The 25469-nt window shown below is 68.0% G+C and carries 26 protein-coding genes; 8 read left to right on the top strand and 18 right to left on the bottom strand.

The window, feature by feature from the left end:
- Positions 1-43 precede the first annotated feature (43 nt).
- The 10 genes from rpoE to CFB52_RS05450 form a co-directional block, all read right to left on the bottom strand.
- A complete protein-coding gene (rpoE, locus tag CFB52_RS05495) occupies positions 44-643 on the bottom strand; it encodes an RNA polymerase sigma factor RpoE (protein ID WP_006490873.1) in 600 nt (199 codons plus the stop codon).
- 91 nt (positions 644-734) lie between these two features.
- Positions 735-1199, bottom strand: a complete 465-nt coding sequence (locus tag CFB52_RS05490; protein WP_059574008.1) for a hypothetical protein — start codon at positions 1197-1199, stop codon at positions 735-737.
- An 11-nt stretch (positions 1200-1210) separates the two neighbouring features.
- The gene (gene fabF / locus CFB52_RS05485; RefSeq protein ID WP_059574009.1) at positions 1211-2443 is read right to left on the bottom strand and encodes a beta-ketoacyl-ACP synthase II; all 1233 of its coding nucleotides are present in this window, start codon (positions 2441-2443) and stop codon (positions 1211-1213) included.
- Positions 2444-2607: 164 nt separating this feature from the next.
- Positions 2608-2847 (bottom strand): acyl carrier protein, encoded by a 240-nt coding sequence (gene acpP, locus CFB52_RS05480; protein ID WP_004197638.1) that lies wholly within the window; start codon positions 2845-2847, stop codon positions 2608-2610.
- Positions 2848-2991: 144 nt separating this feature from the next.
- Entirely contained in the window at positions 2992-3741 is a 750-nt protein-coding gene (gene fabG / locus CFB52_RS05475) for a 3-oxoacyl-ACP reductase FabG (RefSeq protein WP_059574010.1), read from the bottom strand.
- A 36-nt stretch (positions 3742-3777) separates the two neighbouring features.
- On the bottom strand, positions 3778-4710 hold the full coding sequence (fabD, locus tag CFB52_RS05470; protein WP_059574321.1) for an ACP S-malonyltransferase: 933 nt from the start codon (positions 4708-4710) through the stop codon (positions 3778-3780).
- A gap of 84 nt (positions 4711-4794) precedes the next feature.
- Positions 4795-5784, bottom strand: a complete 990-nt coding sequence (locus tag CFB52_RS05465) for a beta-ketoacyl-ACP synthase III (RefSeq protein WP_006476506.1) — start codon at positions 5782-5784, stop codon at positions 4795-4797.
- Entirely contained in the window at positions 5785-6891 is a 1107-nt protein-coding gene (plsX, locus tag CFB52_RS05460) for a phosphate acyltransferase PlsX (RefSeq protein WP_099316199.1), read from the bottom strand.
- Between the two features lie 129 nt (positions 6892-7020).
- Positions 7021-7200 (bottom strand): 50S ribosomal protein L32, encoded by a 180-nt coding sequence (gene rpmF, locus CFB52_RS05455; protein ID WP_006051932.1) that lies wholly within the window; start codon positions 7198-7200, stop codon positions 7021-7023.
- Between the two features lie 98 nt (positions 7201-7298).
- A complete protein-coding gene (locus CFB52_RS05450) occupies positions 7299-7934 on the bottom strand; it encodes a DUF177 domain-containing protein (RefSeq protein WP_059574012.1) in 636 nt (211 codons plus the stop codon).
- Between the two features lie 221 nt (positions 7935-8155).
- On the opposite strand from CFB52_RS05450, the gene CFB52_RS05445 reads away from it, so the two are divergent.
- Positions 8156-8788 (top strand): Maf-like protein, encoded by a 633-nt coding sequence (locus tag CFB52_RS05445; protein ID WP_089464634.1) that lies wholly within the window; start codon positions 8156-8158, stop codon positions 8786-8788.
- Positions 8785-9507 (top strand): SAM-dependent methyltransferase, encoded by a 723-nt coding sequence (locus CFB52_RS05440; protein ID WP_059574014.1) that lies wholly within the window; start codon positions 8785-8787, stop codon positions 9505-9507. The genes CFB52_RS05445 and CFB52_RS05440 overlap by 4 nt, the downstream gene beginning before the upstream one ends.
- 69 nt (positions 9508-9576) lie before the next feature.
- Here the strand turns inward: CFB52_RS05440 and CFB52_RS05435 are convergent, their stop codons facing one another.
- From CFB52_RS05435 to CFB52_RS05420, 4 genes are read right to left on the bottom strand one after another with little or no spacing between them, the layout of a single operon-like run.
- Positions 9577-10569, bottom strand: coding sequence for a S49 family peptidase (locus tag CFB52_RS05435; protein WP_059574015.1), 993 nt, complete (start codon positions 10567-10569; stop codon positions 9577-9579).
- Between the two features lie 12 nt (positions 10570-10581).
- On the bottom strand, positions 10582-10983 hold the full coding sequence (locus CFB52_RS05430; RefSeq protein WP_059574322.1) for a Rieske 2Fe-2S domain-containing protein: 402 nt from the start codon (positions 10981-10983) through the stop codon (positions 10582-10584).
- A complete protein-coding gene (locus CFB52_RS05425; protein ID WP_059638269.1) occupies positions 10980-11639 on the bottom strand; it encodes an HAD-IA family hydrolase in 660 nt (219 codons plus the stop codon). The genes CFB52_RS05430 and CFB52_RS05425 overlap by 4 nt, the downstream gene beginning before the upstream one ends.
- Positions 11640-11644: 5 nt before the next feature.
- On the bottom strand, positions 11645-12649 hold the full coding sequence (locus tag CFB52_RS05420; protein WP_059574017.1) for an RluA family pseudouridine synthase: 1005 nt from the start codon (positions 12647-12649) through the stop codon (positions 11645-11647).
- A 721-nt stretch (positions 12650-13370) separates the two neighbouring features.
- On the opposite strand from CFB52_RS05420, the gene CFB52_RS05410 reads away from it, so the two are divergent.
- The 6 genes from CFB52_RS05410 to CFB52_RS05385 all read left to right on the top strand — a co-directional run bounded on the left by CFB52_RS05410 (position 13371) and on the right by CFB52_RS05385 (position 20634).
- Positions 13371-16535, top strand: a complete 3165-nt coding sequence (locus CFB52_RS05410) for an Rne/Rng family ribonuclease (protein ID WP_099316198.1) — start codon at positions 13371-13373, stop codon at positions 16533-16535.
- Between the two features lie 132 nt (positions 16536-16667).
- Positions 16668-17780, top strand: a complete 1113-nt coding sequence (gene moaA / locus CFB52_RS05405; RefSeq protein ID WP_099316197.1) for a GTP 3',8-cyclase MoaA — start codon at positions 16668-16670, stop codon at positions 17778-17780.
- A 29-nt stretch (positions 17781-17809) separates the two neighbouring features.
- Positions 17810-18427, top strand: coding sequence for a molybdenum cofactor guanylyltransferase MobA (gene mobA / locus CFB52_RS05400; RefSeq protein ID WP_059574020.1), 618 nt, complete (start codon positions 17810-17812; stop codon positions 18425-18427).
- Positions 18428-18538: 111 nt separating this feature from the next.
- Positions 18539-19837 carry a gephyrin-like molybdotransferase Glp gene (glp, locus tag CFB52_RS05395; RefSeq protein WP_099316196.1) on the top strand — a complete coding sequence of 433 codons (1299 nt, stop codon included), beginning with the start codon at positions 18539-18541 and terminating at the stop codon, positions 19835-19837.
- 39 nt (positions 19838-19876) lie between these two features.
- Positions 19877-20152 carry a hypothetical protein gene (locus CFB52_RS05390; protein ID WP_006476519.1) on the top strand — a complete coding sequence of 92 codons (276 nt, stop codon included), beginning with the start codon at positions 19877-19879 and terminating at the stop codon, positions 20150-20152.
- Positions 20149-20634 carry a GNAT family N-acetyltransferase gene (locus CFB52_RS05385; RefSeq protein ID WP_089464629.1) on the top strand — a complete coding sequence of 162 codons (486 nt, stop codon included), beginning with the start codon at positions 20149-20151 and terminating at the stop codon, positions 20632-20634. Before CFB52_RS05390 ends, CFB52_RS05385 begins: the two co-directional genes overlap by 4 nt.
- Before the next feature lie 90 nt (positions 20635-20724).
- Here the strand turns inward: CFB52_RS05385 and rmuC are convergent, their stop codons facing one another.
- The 4 genes from rmuC to CFB52_RS05365 all read right to left on the bottom strand — a co-directional run bounded on the left by rmuC (position 20725) and on the right by CFB52_RS05365 (position 25404).
- Positions 20725-22200, bottom strand: a complete 1476-nt coding sequence (gene rmuC / locus CFB52_RS05380) for a DNA recombination protein RmuC (RefSeq protein ID WP_060965740.1) — start codon at positions 22198-22200, stop codon at positions 20725-20727.
- Positions 22197-23186 (bottom strand): D-glycerate dehydrogenase, encoded by a 990-nt coding sequence (locus CFB52_RS05375; RefSeq protein ID WP_059638337.1) that lies wholly within the window; start codon positions 23184-23186, stop codon positions 22197-22199. Before CFB52_RS05375 ends, rmuC begins: the two co-directional genes overlap by 4 nt.
- Positions 23187-23267: 81 nt before the next feature.
- Positions 23268-24698, bottom strand: coding sequence for a sodium:proton antiporter (locus CFB52_RS05370; protein ID WP_089464627.1), 1431 nt, complete (start codon positions 24696-24698; stop codon positions 23268-23270).
- Positions 24699-24741: 43 nt separating this feature from the next.
- Positions 24742-25404, bottom strand: coding sequence for a lactate utilization protein C (locus tag CFB52_RS05365; RefSeq protein ID WP_059574025.1), 663 nt, complete (start codon positions 25402-25404; stop codon positions 24742-24744).
- Positions 25405-25469: the final 65 nt, after the last annotated feature.

Genomic DNA, 25469 nt, shown 5'->3' with positions numbered 1-25469 from the left:
ATCCGTAACTAGACCCCGACCCGCGTCGCTCCGCCCGTCGCGCTTACCAGCGCTTGCCTTCGGGCGTATCGAGCAGCGGACGCAATTTGGCAGCGATTGCTTCGCGCGCACGGAAGATCCGCGAGCGGACCGTCCCGATCGGACAGCCCATCATTTCCGCGATCTCTTCGTAGCTCAGGCCCTCGATCTCGCGCAGCGTGATTGCCTGACGCAGTTCCTCGGGCAGCAGAGCCATCGCAGCGTTGACCGTCTCGGCAATCTGCTTGCTCATCAACATCGACTCAGGCGTGTTGATATCCCTTAGTTGGTCTGCGTCGGAGAAAGTTTCCGCTTCCTCCGCATCGGCCTCGGTGGAGGTCGGCGCCCGGCGGCCTTGCGTCGCAAGGTAGTTCTTCGCCGTGTTGACGGCAATTCGGTACAACCACGTATAGAACGCCGATTCGCCGCGAAATTGCGGCAGCGCACGATACGCCTTGATGAACGCGTCCTGGGCCACATCCTCGACCTCGGCGGGATCCCGCACGAGGCGCGAGATCAGCCGAATGATCTTGCGGTGGTATTTGGAGACCAGGAGTTCGAACGCCGCCTTGTCGCCCTTCTGTACGCGCTCGACCAGAGCCTGATCGATTTCTTTTTCACTCACCTGACAAATCCGTTAACTAGGGATGCAACGCGGAGCGTTATTGTAGCGTTCCGGCGCCGGCCGCTGGTTACGGTCGGTAACCATGCCGTCGTCATGCACGCCCCGCCGCCCCGGCCGTTCTCGCCAGCACCGACAGCGCGCTGAACGACGCGGCATCGAGCGCGTCGGCCGGAATCAGCAGCGGCCGGGCGCGCCGGGCGCCCTGCCCGACCGACAGCACCAGCAGCAGGCTGCTCCAGTGCGCGTGGCCCGTCACGCGGCCGCGGGCCAGCAAGCGCCCGGTGCGGCCAAACGCCGCGATCTCCCCGAACGCATCGATCCGCAACTCGGCCGGCAGCCGGCGGGCGCAAGCCCGCACCGCGCATACGGCCAGCAGTGCAGCCGTCACGGCCGACACGCCCGCGCCGGCGGCAGCGCCCGCGCGCGGCGCCCAGAACAGGTACGCCGAGGCGGCAGCCGACGCGACGAACGCGGCCAGCACGAAATACGACACGGCCGAGGCCCGCAACGCAAAGCGCTGCGGACGCCCGGCCGGAGCATCGAATGGACTCGTCAAGCGATTCAGCGTCAGACGCGCTTGAACACCAGCGTGCCGTTGGTACCGCCGAAGCCGAAGTTGTTCTTCACGGCCACGTCGATCTTCATGTCACGCGCGGTGTTCGCGCAGTAATCGAGATCGCACTCGGGGTCCTGGTTGAAGATGTTGATGGTCGGCGGCGACACGTTGTTGTGCAGCGCCAGCACCGTGAACACCGATTCGAGGCCGCCCGCGCCACCCAGCAGGTGACCCGTCATCGACTTCGTCGAGTTGACCACCATCTTGTACGCGTGCTCGCCGAAGGCCGCCTTCACCGCGTCCGACTCGTTCTTGTCGCCCAGCGGCGTCGACGTGCCGTGCGCGTTCAGGTACTGAACTTCATCCGGGTTCACGCCGGCGTCGCGCAGCGCCGCGACCATGCAGCGGCGCGGGCCGTCCATGTTCGGCGCGGTCATGTGGTACGCATCGCCCGTCATGCCGAAGCCCGAGACTTCCGCGTAGATCTTCGCGCCGCGCGCCTTCGCCGCCTCGTACTCTTCGAGCACCATCACGCCGGAGCCCTCGCCCAGCACGAAGCCGTCGCGGTCCTTGTCCCACGGACGCGACGCGGTGGCCGGATCGTCGTTGCGGGTCGACAGCGCGCGCGCCGCCGCGAAGCCGCCGATGCCGAGCGGCGACACCGTCGATTCGGCGCCGCCCGCGACCATCACGTCGGCGTCGCCGGCCTGGATCAGGCGCGCGGCGAGGCCGATGCTGTGCAGGCCGGTCGTGCAGGCCGTCACGGCCGCGAGGTTCGGGCCCTTCAGGCCGAACATGATGCTCAGGTGACCCGAGATCATGTTGATGATCGAACCCGGCACGAAGAACGGCGAAATCCGGCGTGCGCCGCGATCGACGTAGGTCTGGTGCGTATCTTCGATCATCGGCAGGCCGCCGATGCCGGAACCCACCAGCACGCCGATGCGTTCCGCGTTGGCTTCGGTCACTTCCAGCCCGCTGTCCCGCATGGCCTGGACGCCGGCGGCGATGCCGTAATGGATGAACGTATCCATGTTCCGGGCTTCCTTCGCCGGGATGTACTCCTCGGCGCTGAAACCCTTCACTTCGCCCGCGAAATGGCAGGCGAGGTTCGACGCATCGAACTTCGTGACGGTGGCGATACCGGACTTGCCGGCGACGAGATTGGCCCAGCCGTCGGCAACATTATTGCCAACAGGCGAAATCAGCCCCAGGCCTGTAACGACAACACGACGGCGGCTCACGGTAACCTCTTTTCCATTATTGGATGACAAAAACAAAAGCCACAGTGGCCACAGGAACCAGCCCTGCGAGCCCTGTGGCTGTTAGTCCGTCCGGCGCGAAGCCGGCAGGATGGCGCGTCAATCGCGAAGATCGCGGCGACGTGGCGGACAAGCGCGAAAGGCGCTTACGCCTTGACGTTTGCGCGAGCGTAGTCGATCGCTTGCTGAACGGTCGTGATCTTCTCTGCTTCTTCGTCCGGGATTTCCATGCCGAACTCGTCTTCGAGCGCCATCACCAGTTCGACCGTGTCGAGCGAGTCCGCGCCCAGGTCGTTCACGAACGAAGCCTCGTTCTTGATCTCGGCTTCCGCGACGCCCAGTTGTTCAGCGACGATCTTCTTGACACGTTGTTCGATGTTGTCCATTACCCCTCCGAGGGAAAGTTCAGATTTACAAGTGCGCGCATTTTATCAGGTTTGCTGACGCCAAAACGCGCGTTGGCTTGATGGTCGATCAAGCGCCGGTCCGCCTGAAAAACGGGATACGGCGCGGATGGTAAACGAAAACCGTTACGACATGTACATGCCGCCATTCACGTGCAGCGTCGTGCCGGTGATGTAACCGGCCTGCGGCGATGCGAGGAACGCGACGGCATGGGCGATGTCCTCCGGGCTGCCGAGTCGGCCGAGCGGAATCTGGGTCTTGAGCGCGGCCTGCTGTTCTTCCGGCAGCGTCTTCGTCATGTCGGTGTCGATGAAGCCCGGCGCCACGCAGTTCACCGTGATGCCGCGGCTGCCGATTTCGCGCGCGAGCGCGCGCGTCATGCCCGCGACGCCGGCCTTCGCGGCCGCGTAGTTGACCTGACCCGGATTGCCGGCCGAGCCGACCACCGACGTGATGTTGATGATACGGCCGCCGCGCGCCTTCATCATCGGGCGCAGCACCGCGCGCGACAGGCGGAACACCGACTTCAGGTTGGTGTCGATCACCGCGTCCCAGTCCTCGTCCTTCATCCGCATCGCGAGTTGGTCCTGCGTGATGCCCGCGTTGTTGACGAGCACGTTCAGCGCGCCGAATTCCTTCACGGTCGCATCGATCAGCGCCTCGGCGGCGGCCGCGTCGTTGACGTTCAGCACCGCGCCGCGGCCCGTGACGCCCGCTTCCGCGAACGCCGCGGTGATCGCGGCGGCGCCCGATTCGCTCGTCGCCGTGCCGATCACCGTCGCGCCCAGGCGCGCGAGTTCGAGTGCAATCGCACGGCCGATGCCGCGCGACGCGCCGGTCACGATCGCAACCTGTTTATCGAGAGTCTTGTCCATGAATCGAATATCCGTTGCTTGGGAAAAGGCGCCGCGTCAGGCGGTCGCGAGCTTGAGCGCTTCGTCGAGCGAAGCCGGATCGAACACCGACGCGCCCGTCAGGTTGCCGTCGATGCGCTTCGTCAGGCCGGCGAGCACCTTGCCCGGACCGCATTCGATCACGTGCGTGACGCCCGTGCCCGCGATGTGACGCACGCACTCGACCCAGCGCACCGGCCCCGCGGCCTGGCGCACCAGCGCATCCTTGATCGCGGCCGGATCGCTGAGCACGGCGACGTCGATGTTGTTGACGACCGGAATCTGCGGCGCCTTCACGTCGACGTTCGCAAGGTAGTCGCGCAGCTGGTCCGACGCCGGCTTGAGCAGCGACGAATGGAACGGCGCCGACACCGGCAGCGGCAGCGCGCGCTTCGCGCCCTTCGCCTTCGCGATCTCGCACGCCTTCTCGACCGCGGCCTTGCTGCCTGCGATCACGACTTGCGCGGGCGCATTGAAGTTCACCGCTTCGACGACGCCCGCTTCCGCGGCCTCGGCGCACACCGCACGCACCGTGTCGTCGTCGAGGCCCAGGATCGCGGCCATGCCGCCCTGGCCGACCGGCACGGCCGTCTGCATCGCCTGCGCACGGAAGCGCACGAGCGGCACCGCGTCCTTGAATGCAATCGCGCCGGCCGCGACGAGCGCCGTGTACTCACCGAGGCTGTGGCCGGCGACGATCGACGGCGCCGGGCCGCCTGCCTGCTGCCACGCGCGATAGCACGCGTACGCGGCGGTCAGCATCACGGGCTGCGTGTTGGTGGTCAGATTCAGCTCTTCGGCCGGACCTTCGGCGATCAGCTTGCCGAGATCCTGGTTGAGCACATCGGACGCTTCCTGGAGCGTCTCGCGCACGACGGCCAGATCGGCGAATGCGTTGAGCATGCCGATCGCCTGCGAGCCCTGCCCCGGAAAAACGAATGCAAATTTCATATCGTCCCCAATTGAATCGATGCGGACGGCGCGCACGCGCGGCGCGCCGACGGGATCCGCGCGCGGCAAATCGCGCGCCGCGGATCAGAAACGGAAGACCGACGCGCCCCAGGTGAAGCCGCCGCCGACGCCTTCGATCAGCACGTGCTGGCCGCGCTGGATGCGGCCGTCGCGCACCGCGGCGTCGAGCGCCAGCGGAATCGACGCGGCCGACGTGTTGCCGTGCTGGTCGACCGTCACGACCATGCGCTCCTGCGGCAGGCCGAGCTTGCGGCAGGTGCTGGTCATGATGCGGATGTTGGCCTGGTGCGGAATCAGCCAGTCGATTTGCTCGGGCGCGAGATTCGCCTTCGCGAGCGCTTCGATCGCGACCTTTTCGAGCACGTTGACCGCGAGCTTGAACACGGCCTGCCCGTCCATGTGCAGGAACGCGCTGCCGTCGATCACGCCGCGATTGACGTTGCCCGGCGTGCACAGGATGTTCGAGTAGCTGCCGTCCGCGTGCAGCGCGCTGCCGAGCACGCCCGGCTCTTCCGATGCGGACAGGATCACCGCGCCCGCGCCGTCGCCGAACAGCACGCAGGTCGTGCGGTCCTTGAAGTCGAGAATGCGCGAGAACGTCTCCGCACCGACGATCAGCGCCGTACGGTGCTGGCCGCTGCGGATGAAGCTGTCGGCCGTCGCCATCGCGTACGCGAAGCCCGAACACACGGCCTGCACGTCGAACGCCGCGCCGCCGTTCTTGATGCCGAGCTTGTTCTGCAGCAGGCACGCTGTGCTCGGGAACACGAAATCGGGGGTCGAAGTCGCGACGATAATCAGGTCGATCGACTGCGGATCGACACCGGCCGCCTCGATCGCACGACGCGACGCCTCGAGCGCGAGATCGCTCGTCGTGACGTCCGGTGCGGCGAAATGGCGCGCATGGATGCCCGTGCGCGCCACGATCCATTCATCGCTGGTCTCGATGCCTTCCTTCGCGAGACGATCGGTCAACTGCTGGTTCGTGACGCGGTCGGGCGGCAGATAGCTGCCCGTGCCGAGCACGCGGGAATAGAGAGTCGATTGGGCCATTTATGCTTTAGAGGATTGCGCAGCGGAAGGTTCGGCGTGATGGCCTGGGGCCGGGCTTGCATGGCCCGAGCCGCCCGCGTTGTGTTCGCCATCGCCGAGCGACACTGAATTATCCGCCATCGCGCGCGCGAGGCGCTCCAGCACCCCGTTTTTGACGGCATCATACCCGCGTTTGATCGCCCACTCAAACGCGTAGGCGTCGGCCGAACCGTGGCTCTTGATCACGAGGCTCTTCAGCCCCAGCAGCGCCGCGCCGTTGTACTGGCGGTGGTCGACGCGCTTCTTGAAACGCATCAGCACGGGCAGCGCGAGCAGCGCCATCAGCTTCGACATCAGCGAACGGCCGAACTCCTCGCGGATGATGTCCGACAGCATCTGCGCGAGCCCTTCGGACGTCTTCAGCGCGACGTTGCCGACGAAGCCGTCGCACACGATCACGTCGACGGTGCCCTTGTAGATGTCGTTGCCTTCCACGTTGCCGCGGAAGTTGAGCGTGCTGGCGCGCAGCAGCTCGCCTGCGCGCTTGATCGTCTCGTTGCCTTTGATGACCTCTTCGCCGATGTTCAAGAGGCCGATCGTCGGGCGCTCCTTGCCTTCGAGCGCGGCCACGAGCGCATGTCCCATCTCCGCGAACTGCAGCAGATGCTGCGGTTCGCAGTCGACGTTCGCGCCGAGGTCCAGCATCATCGTGTAGCCGGTCGGGTTCGGCAGCGCGAACGCGATCGCGGGCCGCTCGATGCCGGGCAGCGTCTTGAGTACGTAACGGGAAACGGCCATCAGCGCGCCGGTATTGCCGGCGGAGATGCAGGCCTGCGCCGCGCCTTCCTTGACCTGGTTGAGCGCGACGCGCATCGAAGAATCCTTCTTCTTGCGCAGCGCCACTTCGACAGGGTCGTCCATCGCCACGACTTCGGTGGCGGGCACGATGGTCAACGCGGGATCGTCGAGGGCTTTCAGCTTCTTGAGCTGAGCGCGAATCGCGCTTTCGATGCCGACGAGCATCAGGTGCGCATCGGGATGCGCGCGGACGAACTTGACTGCCGCGGGAACGGTCACGGACGGGCCGTGGTCGCCTCCCATGCAATCGATTGTGAGCTTTACGGTCATGGAATGCGACGAATTTCAGGCACAAAAAAGCGGCAGTTGAATGCCGCCTTTTCGTTGAGCCAGGAAAGTGTCAAGCGAACCAGTTGTCACGCGAACGGCGAACGTAGCGCGCAACGCGTGACTTGACGCTTAGTCGTTCTTCGTCTTGACGACTTTCTTGCCGCGATAGTAGCCGTTCGGGCTGACGTGGTGACGCAGGTGCACTTCACCCGTGCTCGGCTCGACTGCCAGCGGCGCTGCCGTCAGGAAATCGTGCGAACGATGCATGCCGCGCTTCGACGGCGACTTCTTGTTTTGCTGGACTGCCATGACTAACTCCTAAATAATTTTCCGGATTCTAACACAGCCCGATCCGGCGCTTAACTACCCTGGCCCAAAGCCCTTACGCCTTCCCGCGCCACGACTGCTTAGTGTTTCTTGGTGCCGTCACCGTCCTTCTTCAACGCTTGCAGCGCTGCGAACGGATTCGGCCGTTTGCCTTCGTCCTCGGCTTCGTCGGACGCCTCGTCCGTCTCTTCCGCGGGACCGCTCGCACCCGACACGAGGCTTTCGTGAACTGCCGGGCAAACCTCGTGCTTGGGCACGAGCGGCAACGAAAGCAGCAACTCCTCTTCGATCAAGTCGACGAGATCGAACTGGCGTGAGCCCACGATCACATCGGCTTCATCGTCGTCGAGCGGAAATTCCTCGGCTTCTTCTTCGGTCGCGACGATCCGGTACGTCATGTCGACGTCGAACGTCTGGTCGTACGGCGTCATGCAGCGCTGGCACGTGAGCCACGCATGGCCGTGCACCGCGAGGCGCAGATACGGCTGCTGCCCGTCGGTGCCGTCGTCCTGCAACTCCTTCTGCGTGAACCCTTCCGCCTGCCACGTAAACACCGTGTCGCGATCTGGCGCGTCCGCCGGCACTTCGTTTAACATGCGCGGCAGTTGCGACAGGTGCACCGCGCCAGCCGCCTGCCGCCCGCTGCGGGCGAACTCGAACAGGTCGACCGCCTGCGGGTCGAGCGTCGCCGCAGGTTTGCCAGAAGAAGTGTTCATGCGCGCTCCTGTCTACAGGCTGACTTGCGGGATCCGGCTTGGCGCCGGGCTCATCGAAGGATGACGTACCTTGCTTCCGAAGACCGGCAGGCGCCACCACAGCGAAAGCCTGCCGACGAAAAGCGGGAAAGCATACCTGTTTTACCTTTTGCGGTCAATCACTTAAGCTTGCGTCCGCGCAACGCCGCGCCACACCTGACGACTCACCGATCCAACCGACCATGCCGGATACCGTTTGCCGCCCGCCGCGGCTGATTCTTGCTTCCAGTTCCCGTTACCGCCGCGCGCTCCTCGAGCGCCTCGGCGTGCCGTTCGACGTCGTGTCGCCCGACCTCGACGAAACTCCGCTCGCCGGCGAAACGCCGGCCGCGACCGCGCTGCGCCTCGCCGGCGCGAAGGCACGCGCCGTGGCCGCCACGATCGATGCGCCGGACGGCGTGCTGGTGATCGGGTCGGATCAGGTCGCGACCTTCGACGGGCATCAGATCGGCAAGCCCGGCACGCACGAACGCGCGCTCGCGCAGCTCATGTCGATGCAGGGCCGCGAAGTCGAATTCCACAGCGCGCTCTGCCTGTACGACAGCCGCACCGACGACGCGCAGGTCGAGGACATCGTGACGCACGTGCGCTTCCGTTCGCTGCCCGAGGCCGAACTCGACGCCTACCTGCGCGCGGAAACGCCGTACGACGTGGCCGGCAGCGCGAAGTCCGAAGGGCTCGGCATCGCGCTGCTCGACGCGATCGACTCGGACGATCCGACCGCGCTCGTCGGCCTGCCGCTGATCGCCCTCACGCGGATGCTGCGCGCCGCCGACTACCCGTTGTTCGCTACCACCCGAGGAGACCGCGCATGACCGCCGGCACGCTTTATCTCGTCCCGAACACGCTCGGCGAAGGCGACGAATCGATGCTCGCCGCCGTGCTGCCCGCCGCCGTGCAGGCGCGCGCCGGCACGCTCGGCTATTACATCGGCGAGAACGCGAAAACGACCCGCGCGTTTCTGAAGAAGATCGGTACGACGCGGCCGATCCAGGAAATCGAGATCAGCGAGCTGAACGTCAATACGCCGGCCGGCGCCATCGACCGGCTGCTCGCGCCCGTGCTGGCCGGCGCGGACGCCGGTCTCGTGTCGGAGGCCGGCTGCCCGGCCGTCGCCGACCCCGGCGCACTGCTGGTGCGCCGCGCGCACGAGCGCGGCGTGAAGGTCGTGCCGCTCGTCGGGCCGAGCTCGATCCTGCTGGCGCTGATGGCGTCGGGCCTGAACGGCCAGAGCTTCGCGTTCAACGGCTACCTGCCGGTCGATGCGGCCGCGCGCGCGAAACGCCTGCGCGAACTCGAGCAACTGTCGCGCAAGGCGCGCCAGACGCAGATCTTCATCGAAACGCCGTACCGGAATCACGCGATGCTGGACACGCTGGTTGCGACCTGCGCGCCGTCGACGCAGATCTGCGTCGCGGCCGATCTGACCCTCGCGACCGAGACGATCGCGAGCCGCACCGTCATGGACTGGAAAAAGGCGCCCGCGCCGAATCTGCACAAGCGCCCCGCGATCTTCCTGCTGCTCGCGAACTGATGCCGCGACCGGCGATCGGCTGACTGAATGAAAGGCGGGCCATCGCGGCCCGCCGGGTACCGTCGATCGTCAGCGCAGGCTGACCGCCGCGCCGCCGGCCGTCAGCGCCTTCATCGCGGCGCCCCCGACGGCCGCGCCGAACTTGCGCGCGACCCGATTCGTCAGGCTTTCCTTCACCGTATAGTCGACCAGATCCGGCGCCTTCAGCACGTCGCGCGCGACCGTATCGGTCGTGCCGTAGCCGTCGGCGAGCCCGAGCTCGACGCTCTTCTCGCCGGTCCAGAACAGGCCCGAGAACATGTCGGGCGTCTCGTGCAGGCGCTTGCCGCGGCCATCCTTCACGGCCTTGATGAACTGCGCGTGCACCTGGTCGAGCAGTGCCTGCGCGTGTGCGTCCATCTTCGGCGTTTCCGGCGAGAACGGATCGTAGAAGCCCTTGTTTTCGCCCGACGTATGCAGGCGCCGCTCGACGCCGAGCTTGCCCATCAGCCCGGTGAAGCCGAACCCGTCCATCAGCACGCCGATCGACCCGACGATGCTCGCCTTGTCGACGAAGATCTTGTCGGCCGCGGACGCGATGTAATAACCGCCCGACGCGCACATGTCGGTCACGACGACGTACAGCGGCTTGTCCGGATACTTGCCGCGCAACCGACGGATCTCGTCGTAGACCATGCCCGCCTGCACCGGGCTGCCGCCCGGGCTGTTGATCCGCAGCACGACGCCGACCGTGCCGTCGTCGTCGAACGCGGCGTCGAGCGCCGTGTTGATGTCGTCGGCGTTCGCGTTGACGCCGGCCGCGATCTCGCCGTCGATCGTCACGAGCGCCGTATGCCGCCCGCTCGACGAGAGCTTCGAATCGCCCGAGAAATCGATCAGCGCGAACGCGAACAGCACGAACACGCCGAGAAACGCGAAGCGGAAGAAGATCTTCCAGCGCCGTGCCGCGCGCTGTTCCTTGACGGCCGCGAGCGCGATCCGTTCGAGCGCCGCGCGCTCCCAGCTCGGTTCACGGCTGTCGGGACGGGCGGAGGAATCCGGGGAATTCGGTTGATCGGTCATGCAGTGGTGTCGTCAGTCGGTCGTGGCGGAAGTGGCGGGATGCAGATCGGCATCGGGCACCCAGAATACCGCACGGCCGTCGGGCGTGTCGCGCTCGTCGACCTCGACCGGCCGCAAGCGGCCGCCGCGGCACGGGCCGCCGACGCACTTGCCGGTATCCGGCGCGTAGATCGCACCGTGCGTTGCGCACATCAGATAGAGGCCCGACGACTCGAAGAACTGCCCTTCGGCCCAGTCGAGCTCCATCGGCACGTGCGCGCAGCGGTTCAGGTAGCCGTACGCGCGGCCGTCGTAGCGCACGAAGAACACGACGGCCTGCTCGCCGCGCAGCGTCGCGTCGACGCGCACGCCGGCCCCGCCGTCGGTCAACGCGCTCGATGCGCACACGCGCACGGCGTCCGGCGCCGCGCTCATGCGTGCTCCCGCAGCCATGCGGCCAGCGCGCCGACGTCCGGCGCGACGAAGCGCGGGGTGAGCGCCGCCAGCGCATCGGCCGTATGCGCGCCGTATGCCACGCCGACGCCGGCCGCGCCGGCGCTGGCGGCCATCTGCAGGTCGTGCGTGGTGTCGCCGATCATCACGGTGCGCGACAGGTCCTGCCCCAATTCCCGCGACAACTCGTGCAGCATCGCCGGATGCGGCTTCGAGAACGTCTCGTCCGCGCAGCGCGTCGCGTCGAACCAGCTCGTCAGCTTCGACTGGTCGAGCACGCGGTTCAGCCCGACCCGGCCCTTGCCGGTCGCGACGGCGAGCAGATAACCCATGTCGCGCAGCTCGGCGAGCAGCTCGCGGACGCCGGCGAACAGCTCGATGCGCTGGTCGTCGAGCAGATAGTGATAGCGGTAGCGCTCGGCCAGCCGCGCGTAGTCGGACGGATCGAGGGTCGGCGCGGCGATCTGCAGCGCGTCGCGCAGGCCGAGGCCGATCACGTAGCGGGACGCCTCGTCGGACGGCGCGGGCAAGCCGAGATCGCGGCACGCGGCCTGGATGCTGTGCGCGATGTGCGCGGTCGAATCCATCAGCGTGCCGTCCCAGTCGAAGACGATCAGGTCAAATTGCTGTCGGGCCATGCGGTTCAGGCGGTATCGCGCAATGCGCTGAGTTGATCGAGGAAGCGCCGGCACTCGGCCGGCAGCGGCGCATCGAACTGCAGCGCCTCGCCGGTCAGCGGATGGGCGAGCTTGAGGCGGTGCGCATGCAGGAACATCCGTTTCAGCGACGGCTGCGCGTTCGCGCGCGCCAGCGCCTTGTTCAGCGCGAAATCGCCGTACTTGGCGTCGCCGGCGATCGGCAGGCCGAGATGCGCGAGGTGCACCCGGATCTGATGGGTCCGCCCCGTTTTGAGTTCCGCTTCGACGAGCACATAGTCGGACCAGCGGTCGACGAGGTTGAACACCGTATGCGACGGCAGCCCGTCGTCCTGCACGCGCACGCGGCGCTCCCCTTCCGGGGTCGAATACTTGAACAACGGCGCCTTCACCGCGCGGCGGCGCCCCCAGTCGGGCTGCCATTCGCCGTGCGCGCACGCGAAGTAGCGCTTGTCCATCCGGTTCTCGCGAATCTGCTCGTGCAGCCCGACGAGCGCCGTACGCTTCTTCGCGAGCATCAGGATTCCGGACGTCTCGCGGTCGAGCCGGTGCACGAGTTCGAGGAATTTCGCGCGCGGGCGCGCCTGACGCATCTGCTCGATCACGCCGAACGCGACGCCGCTGCCGCCGTGGACCGCGACGCCGGCCGGCTTGTCGATCACGAGCATCGCGTCGTCCTCGTACAGCACGTCGAAATTCGCGGGCGGCACGACGGGCGTGTCGGCGCGCGCGAGGTCGGCCGCCGCCACGCGCACCGGCGGCACGCGGACGAGGTCGCCCAGCTCGAGACGGTACTGCGCGTCGATCCGGCCCTTGTTGACGCGCACTTCGCCGCTGCGGAGGATCCGGTAAATATGGCTTTTCGGCACGCCTTTACAGACGCGCAACAGGAAGTTGTCGATGCGCTGACCGGCCGAGTTTTCGTCGATCTCGATCATCGATACCTGGCCGCTTGCGACCGAATTCTGGGATATTTTGCCTAACTCATTCATACTGAATATAATTTTGCCCAGCCTGACGTTGTGGGTGGCCTGACCGGCCGGCCCCGGCTGAATCGGGCAAGGCGCAAGCGCAAACTGCTATTTTACTTGCGCCGGGGGTCCGCTGCTCGCCCCTGATCAAAGAGATGCAGCAAGTTGCACGCACGGCGCCGCCCGTCGGCAAGGATCTCGCCCACAGGCGGATTCGGTCGGCAAGGCGCCGCGGTAACGGAAAGTTGGTTGAAAAGAATTCGATCGGCAGCCTGACGGCGCGAAGTGCGTCCGCAGGCTGCCGGTTGCGAAAATTACGGCGTTGCGCCCGATTTGGCCCCGCGAAGCGTGCGGGGCTTGGCGACGTCAAACCAGGGAAGTACACCCCAAGCGGGAAAGTCGGGCTGGATTCGATACTCCCCGCTGCGGCCCAAGCCGCAGCATCTGCCGCCCGTCGGCGCGCGCGACGCATTGCGCGCGCCCGTGGCGATGCCCGGATCAGGCTTAGCGCGCTTTTGCAGCGTGCGGTGTGTGAACGCCGTGCTTTGAAGCCGTATTCGCAGGTGCCCTATGGCCGCCGGCCCCGTCTTTCGGGCCCAAGCGCCTCTTCAGGCAATTCTCCCCGCCAGCATTCCCGCTCCAGCGTGCTCGTGACAACACAACAAGGTGCGGCCTGCCGTCGTTCCCGCCCTCGCGCCTGACAACCGCGAGGCGTCGGCAGCGGAGCCGCCTGGAGCCGTTCATGAAACGCATGCTGTTCAATGCGACGCAGCAGGAGGAGCTGCGCGTCGCCATCGTCGATGGGCAAAAGCTCATCGACATCGACATCGAAACCGCCGGGCGCGAACAGCGCAAAGGCAATATCTACAAAGGGGTCATTACCCGTATCGAGCCGTCGCTCGAAGCGTGCTTCGTCAACTACGGCGAAGACCGTCACGGCTTCCTGCCGTTCAAGGAAGTCGCGCGCCAGTACTTCAAGGACGGCGTCGACATGCGCTCCGCGCGCATTCAGGACGCGCTGCGCGAAGGCCAGGAACTGATCGTCCAGGTCGAGAAGGAAGAGCGTGGCAACAAGGGCGCCGCCCTCACCACCTTCATCTCGCTCGCCGGCCGTTACCTCGTGCTGATGCCGAACAATCCGCGCGGCGGCGGCGTGTCGCGCCGGATCGAAGGCGACGAGCGCCAGGAACTGCGCGAAACGATGGCGCAACTGCAGATTCCGGACGGCATGAGCATGATCGCCCGTACCGCGGGCATCGGCCGCAGCGCCGAGGAACTGCAGTGGGACCTGAACTACCTGCTGCAACTGTGGCGCGCGATCGAGGCTGCCTCGCAAAGCGGCAACGCCGGCCAGCCGATGCTGATCTATCTGGAATCGAGCCTCGTGATCCGCGCGATCCGGGACTATTTCCAGCCCGATATCGGCGAAATCCTGATCGACACGAACGAAATCCACGATCAGGCCCGTGCGTTCATGGACATCGTGATGCCGGACAACGTCGCGAAGGTGAAGCGCTATCACGACGACGTGCCGCTGTTCTCGCGCTTCCAGATCGAGCACCAGATCGAAACCGCGTACTCGCGCACGGTGCCGCTGCCGTCCGGCGGCGCGATCGTGATCGACCACACCGAAGCGCTCGTCGCGATCGACGTGAACTCGGCCCGCGCGACCAAGGGCGCGGACATCGAGGAAACGGCCACCCGCACGAACCTCGAGGCGGCCGACGAAGTCGCCCGCCAGTTGCGCCTGCGCGACCTCGGCGGCCTGATCGTGATCGATTTCATCGACATGGAATCGGCGAAGAGCCAGCGCGAAGTCGAGCAACGCCTGAAGGACGCGCTCAAGCACGACCGTGCGCGCGTGCAGATGGGCAAGATCTCCCGCTTCGGCCTGATGGAGCTGTCGCGCCAGCGCCTGCGTCCGGCGCTGTCGGAAGGCAGCCACGTGACGTGCCCGCGCTGCAACGGCACCGGCCACATCCGCGATACCGAATCGTCCGCGCTGCAAGTCCTGCGGATCATTCAGGAAGAAGCGATGAAGGAAAACACCGCGGCGATCCATTGCCAGGTGCCGGTCGAGGTGACCGCCTTCCTGCTGAACGAAAAGCGTCAGGAAATCAACAAGATCGAGTCGCGCTTCAAGGTCGGCATCGTGCTGATCCCGAACAAGCACCTCGATACGCCGCACTACAAGCTCGAGCGCCTGCGTCACGACGACGCGCGCCTCGACGATCCGCGCGCATCCTGGAAGATGGCCGAGGAAGCGGCGCGCGAGCTCGAGTCGGAAACCGGCTACAGCAAGCGCGCGGCCGAAGTGAAGCCGAAGCAGGAAGCCGCGGTCAAGGGCATCACGCCCGAGCGTCCGGCGCCGAGCCCGGCGCCGCAGCGCCCGGTCGAGCCGGTTCCGGCGCCCGCGCCCGCGCCTGTCGCGGCGACGAGCGGCGGCTTCATCGGCTGGCTGAAGGGCTTGTTCGGCGTGTCGCCGGCACCGGCGCCCGCACCGGTTGCCACGCCGGCACCGGCGAAGGAGCAGGCAGCCCGTCCGGCTCGCGAACGCACCGAAAAGACCGAGCAGCGCGGCGGCGATCGCAATCGCAACCGTCGCGGCGGCGCCCAGCAGGCGCAAGGCGGCCGCGACCAGGCGGCTGCCGGCCGTGGCCAGCCGCAACGCCAGGAGCGCGAAGGCAAGGAAGTGCGCGAACCGCGTGAAGGCCGCGAGCCGCGCGAGGGCCGTGAGCTGCGTGAAGGTCGAGAGGGTCGCGACGGCCGCGAAGGTCGTGAAAACCGCGAAGGTCGCGAGGGCCGTGGCCCGCGCGAAGGCCGCGAGCCGCGTGAAGGCCGTGAGCCGCGCGAGCCGCGTGAGAACCGCGAGCCGCGCGAGCGTGCCGAACAGCCGGAAGGCGTCGAAGCAGGCGGTCGTGGCGAGCGCCAGGAACGCGGCGAGCGTCGCGAGCGCGGCGAACGCCGCAAGCCGACCCAGCATGCGGCCACGCTCGAAACCGTCACCCGTGGCGAAAACCATCCGGAACCGGAAACCGACAAGGCCGCGGCAGAAGCCCTGCCCGGCGCGGACCTGGCAGCCGATGCGGAAGCCGGTGCGCGTGACGGCGAAGAACGCCGCCGTCGCCGTCGCGGCCGCCGCGGCGGTCGTCGCGAGCGCGAGGAAGACGGCGCGGTCGTCGACCAGGCCGAGCAAGGCGCAGATGGCGAAGTCGCAGCGCAAACCGTGACGGCGACCACACCGGTCGCAGCCGAACCGGCCTACACGGCCGCACCGGCAGTCGTCGCGGCCGTGGCCAGCGCGGTCGCCGTCGAAGCCGTCGCCGAGCAGCAGGCCGCACCGGCCGCCGTCGAAGCGCAGCCGGCTCCGGCACACACCGAAGCGGCACCGGCCGCGCCGGTTGAGCCCGTCGTCGCCGTCGAGGCAGCAGAACCGGCACCGGTCGCAGCACCGGTGGCCGCGGAAGCGGGCCCGACGCCGGTCGCGGTGTCGCCGACCGATGCGTTCGAAGTGCCGGCTGCCGCTGCGGCCGCTGTCGAGGCGCCGCAAGCCGCGCCCGTCGAGCCAGCCGCACCGGCCGCCGTGGCGATCGAAGCCGCGCCGGTGGCGGTCGAGGCGCCGGTCGAAACCGCGCCTGCGCCTGCGCCGGCCGAGGCCGTCGCCGCGCCGGCACCGGCACCGGCTCCCGCCCCCGCACAACCGGCAGCCGCGCCCGCGTCGGCAAGCCTGGATGTCGTGCTGGAGCAGGCCGGTCTCGTCTGGGTGAACACGGACGCCGACAAGTTCGCGGCCGCGCAGGAAGCCGCGTCGCGGCTCCCGCGTCCGGCCCGCGTGCCGCGCGAACGCAAGGTGCTGCCGCCGGTCGATACGGCCCCGATGCAGCAGGTCGAAACGACGCACCGTTGAACGGCGCATCGCCCGACCAGGAAAAGCCCGCCTTCCGGCGGGCTTTTTTACGTCCGCGCTGCGGGTTTCCGCTCACCGGCCCCGTCAGCCGGTTGCAGCTAAAATAGCGGTCTGGCTCGTACTTCTTTCAACATGTCCCGACGCATCATTCCTCTCGCCGACGTCAGCGGGATGCCGGACGTCTCCGGCGTCGCGCATGCCCCCGACGGCACGCTGGCCGACACGTTCGCCAGGCCGCTGCGCGATCTGCGCATTTCGGTGACGGACCGTTGCAATTTCCGCTGCGTGTACTGCATGCCGCGCGCGGTCTTCGACAAGGATTACCCGTTCCTGCCGCACAGCGCGCTGCTCACGCACGAGGAAATCGAGCGCGTGGCGCGGCTCTTCGTCGCGCACGGCGTCGAGAAGATTCGCATCACGGGCGGCGAGCCGTTGCTGCGCAAGAACCTCGAATTCCTGATCGAGCGCCTCGCGCGCCTGACGACGCACGCCGGCCGCCCGCTCGACCTGACGCTGACGACCAACGGCTCGCTGCTCGCCCGCAAGGCGCGCTCGCTGAAGGACGCCGGGCTCACGCGCGTCACGGTCAGCCTCGATGCGCTCGACGATACGCTGTTCAAGCGCATGAACGATGCCGAGTTCGCGAGCGCCGACGTGCTCGACGGCATCTTCGCCGCGCAGGCCGCCGGCCTCGCGCCGGTCAAGGTCAACATGGTCGTGAAGCGCGGCACCAACGACAGCGAGATCCTGCCGATGGCCGAGCGTTTCCGCGGCACCGGCGTGATCCTGCGTTTCATCGAATACATGGACGTCGGGACGTCGAACGGCTGGAACATGACCGAGGTGCTGCCGTCGGCGGACGTCGTCGCGCGCATCACCGAACATTTCCCGCTCGTGCCGCTCGAGCCGCACACGGCGGCCGAAACCGCGCAGCGCTGGGGCTATGCGGACGGCCGCGGCGAGATCGGCGTGATCTCGAGCGTCACGCAGGCGTTCTGCGGCGACTGCACGCGCGCGCGGCTGTCGACCGAAGGCAAGCTGTACCTCTGCCTGTTCGCGTCGGCCGGCCACGATCTGCGCGCGCTCGTGCGCGGCGGCGCGAGCGATGCCGAGATCGCGACCGCGATCGCCCGCATCTGGCAGGCGCGCACCGACCGCTATTCGCAACTGCGCGGCAGCGCATCGGCCGCCGCCGCGCCCGACGGCGCGGGCAAGCGCGTCGAAATGTCGTATATCGGCGGCTGACGCACGCCGCCCCTTTCCGCCTTCGCACGATGCCCGCTCCCGCCTCCACGTCGATCGCCGGCCTGCTGCTTGCGGGCGGACGCGCCACGCGCATGGGCGGCGTCGACAAGGGCCTGCAACTGCTCGACGGTACGCCGCTCGCGCTGCACGTGTTGCGCCGGCTGTCGCCGCAGGTCGACGAGACGCTGATCAGCGCGAATCGTCATGCCGATCGCTATGCCGAACTCGGTGCGCCGTTCGACGCGCGCATCGTCGCGGATGAAACTCCCGACTTCCCCGGGCCGCTCGCAGGCCTGCTCGCCGGCATGCGCGCGGCGCGCGCGCCGCTGGTCGCGTGCTCGCCGTGCGACACGCCCTATCTGCCCGCCGACCTCGTCGCACGGCTGCATGCGGCGCTCGACGCGCAGCAGGCCGACATCGCGATGGCGGTCACCGTCGACGCGCAGCGGATGCGCTCGCCGCAGCCAACGTTCGCGCTGCTGCGCACGTCGCTGGCCGACGATCTGGCCACCCGGCTCGCGGCCGGCGACCGCAAGGTGCGTGCGTGGTACGCACGCCACAAGACGGTCGAAGTCGAGTTTCGCGACGAGCGTGCGTTTTACAATGCCAACTCCTGGCAGGAACTCGCCGCGCTGGCCCGCCGCTGACGGCCCCGTGCCGTTCCCGCCCGGCGCCCGCCACACGCGACACCCGCGCCCAGGCACCCTCCTCGCGCCACCGGCCACGAACCCGATACGCCTCGCGGCGCAGTCCGACTGATGATCACGCAATCCTCGCCCGCCTCCCGAACCGCACCCGACCCCGACGCCCCGCTGTCGCTCGCCGACGCGCAGGCGCTCGCGTGCCGCTTCGCGACGCCCGTCGACGCGTGCGACACGGTGGCACTGCGCGATGCGCTCGACCGCGTGCTCGCGGCCGACGTGCGCGCGCCGTTCGACATTCCCGCGTACGACAACTCGGCCATGGACGGCTATGCGTTCGACGGGAGCGCCACGGCGCTCGCCTCGGCGCAGGGCGAGATTGTGATGGCGGTCGCCGGCACCGCGTTCGCCGGCCATCCGTTCGACGGCGCCGTGGCGGCCGGTGCATGCGTGCGCATCATGACGGGCGCGCCGATGCCGGCCGGATGCGACACGGTGATTCCGCAGGAACGCGTGCGCGTCGACGGCGACACGATCCGCTTCGCCACGCACGACGTCACGCGCGGCGCGAACTGCCGCAAAGCCGGCGAGGATCTCGCGCGCGGCGCCTGTGCGCTCGCCGCGGGCCGCATCCTGCGGCCGTCCGATCTCGGCCTGCTCGCGTCGTTCGGCATCGCCGACGTCACGGTGCGCCGGCGCGTGCGCGTCGCCGTGTTCTCGACCGGCGACGAGTTGCGCGAGCCCGGCGAACCACTCGGCCGCGGCGCGCTGTACGACAGCAATCGCGGGATGCTGATCGCGATGCTCGAACGGCTGCACGTGGACGCGATCGACCTCGGGATCGTCCGGGACGACCCGGCCGCGCTTGAAGCCGCGTTGCGCGACGCCGTCGCCGCGCAGGCCGATGCGGTCATCACGTCGGGCGGCGTGTCGGTCGGCGAAGCCGACTTCACGCGCGACGTGATGGCGCGGCTCGGCGACGTGATGTTCGCGAGCCTCGCGCTGCGGCCCGGCCGGCCGCTCGCATGCGGCACGCTCGCACGCGCGGCCGACGGCGCCGGACACGCGCTGTTCTTCGGGTTGCCCGGCAATCCTGTCGCATCCGCCGTGACGTTCCACGCAATCGTGCGCCCCGCGCTGCTGACGCTGGCCGGCGCACGGACGCCACCGCCGGCCATGTACACGGCACGCAGCACGCAGCCGTTGAAGACGCGTCCCGGCCGCACCGAATACCTGCGCGGCATCGCGACGCGCGCCGCCGACGGCCAATGGCACGTCGCACCGGCCGGATCGCAAAGCTCCGCGTCGCTGAGCGGTCTTGCCGCCGCCAACTGTTTCATCGTCCTGGGCCACGATACCGCGGCAGTCGACGCGGGCGCCCCGGTCGACATCCTGCCGCTCGACGGCCTGATCTGAATTCCACTATCGGTATATTTCTACGGGGGCAATTCGCACATGAAGAAACAAATCTCGTCGATCGCCGCGGGGCAGACCGCGAAGGCGCTGATTCTCGTCTACCTGACGTTCAGCGTACCGATCGTGCTGCTCGGCATTCTCGTCGCGTACATCCGCTACGGGATGGTCGAACTGAGCACGATCCTGAGCGCGCTGCTGCTGAACGCGATCCTCGGCTTCGTGCTGCTGTGGATCGCGTGCCACGCGTACAACTGGGTCGCGTCGCGCTTCGGCGGCATCGAGATCGTGCTGTCCGATCCGCCGGAGGAAGCGTGAGCGGCACGCCGCTGATCCGCGCGGCCGACCCGCGCGACGTCGGCGCGATCCTTGCGCTGATGCGCGAGCTGGCCGAGTTCGAGCAGCTCACGGCGCTGTTCGTCGCGACCGAAGCCGATCTGGCCGACGCGCTGTTCGGCGAGCGCCCGGCCGCCGAAGCGCTGGTTGCCGAGCGCGACGGCGCGATCGTCGCGTACGCGCTGTTCTTCCACAACTATTCGACGTTCCTCGGCCGCCGCGGGCTCTATCTCGAGGATCTGTACGTGCAGCCGTCGCAGCGCGGCACGGGCCTGGGCACCGCGATGCTGCGTCATCTCGCGGCGCTCGCCGTCGAGCGCCGCTGCGGGCGCTTCGAATGGTCGGTCCTCGACTGGAACCAGCCGGCGATCGATTTCTACGAGAAGATGGGCGCGACCGTGCTGCCGGAATGGCGCATCGTTCGCGTGACGGGCGACGCGCTCGACACGCTCGCCGCGCATTGAGCGCGCACCGGCCGCGCCGGCGATCGCCGCAAAGGAAAACGGGCGCCGCAGCGCCCGTTTTCTCTATCCGACGGCTATCGACGACGTGCGTCACGCGTCGTCCGCATCCGCGCCGTCAGCCCCTTCCGCGCCGAGCAGCCCGGCCGCCGTCTCTCCCGGCAGCGCCTCGACCTGCTTCAGCTTGCGGCTCATCACGCGCGTGCGCTGCTCGGCGGACTCGATCGAGCGCGTGACCGTTTCGAGCTGCGCCTTCGTGCGCGCGAGCACGTCTCCGAACTTGCCGAACTCGGTCTTGACCGCGCCGAGCACCTGCCATACCTCGCTCGAGCGCTGCTCGATCGCGAGCGTGCGGAACCCCATCTGCAGGCTGTTCAGCAGTGCGGTCAGCGTGGTCGGCCCGGCGACCGTCACGCGATAGTCGCGCTGCAGCAGGTCGGTCAGCCCCGGGCGGCGCAGGATCTCCGCATAGAGCCCCTCGGTCGGCAGGAACAGCAGCGCGAAATCGGTCGTGTGCGGCGGCGCGACATACTTCTCGGCGATCGTGCGCGCCTCCATCCGCACCCGCGCCTCGAGCGCACGCGCCGCTTCCTCGACGGCCACCGCGTCGGCACGCTCCTGCGCGTCGATCAGCCGCTCGTAGTCTTCGCGCGGGAATTTCGCGTCGATCGGCAGCCACACCGGCGGCGCGTCGCGCGTGCCGGCTTCGCGCCCCGGCAGCCGGATCGCGAATTCGACGCGCTCGGTGCTCTTCGGCACCGTCGCGACGTTCTTCGCGTACTGGTCGGGCGTGAGCATCTGTTCGAGCAGCGCCTCGAGCTGCACTTCGCCCCAGGTGCCGCGCGTCTTCACGTTGGTCAGCACCTTTTTCAGGTCGCCGACGCCGGCCGCGAGCGTCTGCATCTCGCCGAGCCCGCGATGGACCTGTTCGAGCCGGTCCGACACGAGCTTGAACGATTCGCCCAGCCGCTGCTCGAGCGTCGCGTGCAGCTTCTCGTCGACGGTGCGGCGCATCTCCTCGAGCTTCGCCGCGTTGTTCGTCTCGATTTCCTTCAGCCGCTGTTCGAGCGTCGCGCGCACCTCGCCGATGCGGCGATCGTTCGCCTCGGTCAGTTGCGTGAGCTGCCGGTGCAGCGTGTCGCCGAACAGCCGCAGCGCGCCCGTCTGTTCCTCGCGCGCCTGCTGCGCCTGCCGCTGCAGGCTCTCGCGCATCGCGTCGAACTGCTGCGCATTGCCGGCGACGAGCTTGCCGAGCTGCTGCGCGAAGCCCTCGATCTGGTTGTTCTGCACGGTCGCCACGCTCGTCAGTTGCGCGGCGAGCGTCTGCTGCAACTGGGCGAAGCTGCCGGCCAGCTCGGTACGCGAGCCGCGCGCGCTTTCGACGATCTCGCCGCGCAATTCGCGTTCGAGCCGCTCGACGGCACGCGCCTGCGCATGCGCGGCATCCTCGATCTGATCGCCGAGCACGGCCGCATCGTCGTGGCGGCCGCCGCGCACGAGCGCGACGATCGCCACCGCGAGCGCGACGGCCAGCACGACGACCGCCGCAAGCAACAACGTCATCGTCATGCGCGCGGCTTCCCGATCACGTCAGGGTTGATCGGATTCGGCGGCTGCCCCGCACGCGGCCCCTCGCCCAGCGCGGCGATCAGGTTGTCGGCGGCGAGATTGGCCATCGCGCGGCGGGTCTTTTCGGTCGCGCTCGCGATATGCGGCGTCAGCACGACGTTCGGCACCTCGAGCAGCGCCGGATGCACGGTCGGCTCGCCTTCGTACACGTCGAGGCCGGCCGCGGCGATCGTCCCGTCGCGCAGCGCGGCGGCCAGCGCCGCATCGTCGACGATCCCGCCGCGTGCGATGTTGGTCAGCGTCGCCGTCGGTTTCATCTTCGCGAGCTCGGCCGCGCCGATCGTGTGATGGTTCTCCTTCGTGTACGGCAGCACGAGCACGACATGGTCGGCGCGCGCGAGCAGCGCCTCCTTCGACACGTATTCGGCATTCAGCTCGGCCTCGATCTCGGGCGCGACCCGCGACCGGTTGTGATAGATCACCTGCATCCCGAAGCCGCGCGCACGGCGCGCGAGCGCCTGGCCGATGCGGCCCATGCCGATGACGCCGAGCGTCGAGCCGTAAATGTCGGCGCCGAGGAAACCGTCGTACGCCCACTTCTGCCAGTGACCGGCGCGCAGCCAGTGCTCGGATTCGGCGATCCGGCGCGCGGCGGCCATCATCAGCGCCCAGCCGAAATCGGCGGTCGACTCGTTCAGCACGTCAGGCGTGTTGGTGCCGAGCACGTTCGCCGCGTTGAACGCGGCCATGTCGAAGTTGTTGTAGCCGACCGCCATGTTCGCCACGACGCGCAGGCGCGGCGCCGCCGCGAGCGTCGCCGCGCCGACCGGGTCGCCGGCCGTCAGCGCGCCGTCCTTGTCGGCCAGGCGCGCGGCGAGCGCGTCGGGCGCGAGCGCGTCGCCATCGTTCCAGTCAACGTCGAAATACTGCTTGAGCCGTTCGATCACGTCCGGAAAGATCGGACGCGCGACCAGGATCTTCTGCATCGCCATCTCCGCATGCCGCGGGCCGATCGCGGCGCGCATCGCGCCGCCGGGACTGCCCGCGCTTGGTTGAAAGTCGTCAGGTTACGCCGGGAAGAAAATCACCGACGTCAGCAGGAACACGGGCACCAGGATAACGAGCGCCCAGCCGAGGTACGCGAAGAAGCTCGGCATCTTCACGCCGCGCGATTCGGCGATCGCCTTCACCATGAAGTTCGGCGCGTTGCCGATGTAACTGTTCGCGCCCATGAACACCGCACCGGCGGAAATCGCGGCGAGCGTCGACGCACCGGCCGTCATCAGCGTCTGCGCGTCGCCGCCCGCGAGGTTGAAGAACACGAGATAGGTCGGCGCGTTGTCGAGGAACGACGACAGGATGCCTGTCGCCCAGAAGTACATCGCGTCGATCGGCTTGCCGTCGGCCCCCGTGACGAGATGGACGATCTGCGCGAACGCGCCGTCCGCGCCCGCGCGCAGGATCACGATCACCGGCGCGATCGTCACGAAGATGCCCGCGAACAGCTTCGCGACCTCCTCGATCGGCGCCCAGTTGAACGCGTTGCCTTCACGTGCGGAACGCGGCGTCAGCGCGAGCGACGCGAGCGTCACCGCCACGAGCGCGACGTCGCGCACGAGATTCTGCAGCGCGACGTGCGTACCCCACACGTCGAACGCGATGCCCGGCTTCCATACGCCGCTCATCAGCACGAGTGCGATCACGGCCGCCAGCAGCACGAAGTTGATCTTGCCGTCGATCGACAGCGCCGCGCCGTCGGGCGTCGGATCGAGCACGGCCGGCCGCTCTTCGCCGCCCTTCCGGTAGAAGTACGTATCGAGCGCGAAGAACAGCGTCAGCAGCACCACGCAGATGAACAGCATCGGCAGCGCGAGATGCGTGGTCGTCCAGAAAAAGCTCACGCCGTTCAGGAAGCCGAGGAACAGCGGCGGATCGCCGAGCGGCGACAGCGAGCCGCCCGCGTTCGCGACGAGGAAGATGAAGAAGATCACCACGTGCACGACGTGCTTGCGGTTGTCGTTGGCGCGCAGCAGCGGCCGGATCAGCAGCATCGCGGCGCCCGTCGTGCCCATCACGCTCGCGAGCAGCGTGCCGAGCGCGAGGATCGCCGTATTCAGCTTCGGCGAGCCATGCAGGTTGCCGTTCACGCAGATGCCGCCCGCGACCGTGTAGAGCGCGGTGAGCAGCACGATGAACGGAATGTATTCCTCGAGCAGCGCATGCACGAGCGTGCCGAACGCGGCGCCGGCGCCGAACGCGACGGCGAACGGCGCGAGGAACACGATCGCCCAGCCGGCTGCGATCTTGCCGAAGTGGTGATGCCAGAACACAGGGGCGACGAGCGGGAACAGCGCGATGGACAGCAGGATCCCGGCGAACGGGATGCCCCAGAGCGCGGACAGCGTGGCTCCGTCGAGCGTGGCGGCCGATGCGAGCGCGGGCGCGGCGCCAAGCGCGATTCCCGACGCCATGCCCGCCCAGGCGGCATGTCGTTTCATGCAGAACTTCCTTGTTCGAGTAGCGATGGATGCGGCGGGTGCGTCATGCGCCCCGTACGACGATCGCGTGCACGCGGTACGGGCCGTGCGCGCCCAGAATGATCGTTTGCTCGATGTCGCCCGTGCGCGACGGGCCCGACACGAAATTGACCGCACGCGGCAGCTCGCCGCGCTCCGCGCGAATCAGCGCGAACGCGTCTTCATGACCGGCGACGATGCGCGACGCCGGCACGATCGCGATGTGGGTTTCCGGTAGCAGGCCGGCCGATGCATAAGTGTCGGGGCCGGACAGCAATACCAGCGACCCCGTTTCGGCGGTCGCGCAAAAGCAGCCTGTCAAGCCGACGAGATCGCCGTCGCGCGGCTTGCGGCACTCGACCGACAGGCCGGCGCCGGCCCAGTCGAAATCGGCCAGCGTGCGCCATGCGACGGCCTGCGTCGGCAGACCATGAGCGGCAAGATAACGGGCGGCGGCGGCAGGCACGTCGGCCAGCGTCGCGACTTCGTCGACCGTGGTCGACAGGCGTGCCGCCTCGTCGACGAAAGCGGCGACGAGATCGGCCGGCGCCGGCGGGCGCGGGCCCTGCGGATGACGGGCGAGATAGTCGGCGACGCCGTCGCGCTCCGCTGCATCGGGTTCGGCCGCGCGCCCCTGCGCCGCGCGAATGCGCGCGAGGATCTGGCGACGGGCAGCGGAAGTGTCCATGAACGGTCCTCGTGACGTTGGCGTGCAATACGTCGGATTATACCGGCCGCCCCTGCCGCGACGCA

This window comes from Burkholderia sp. AU18528 (assembly GCF_002223215.2).
GTDB classification, from domain to species: domain Bacteria; phylum Pseudomonadota; class Gammaproteobacteria; order Burkholderiales; family Burkholderiaceae; genus Burkholderia; species Burkholderia semiarida.
The sequence above is the reverse complement of the archived record's forward strand: the minus strand, read 5'-3'. Positions and strand labels throughout refer to the sequence as shown.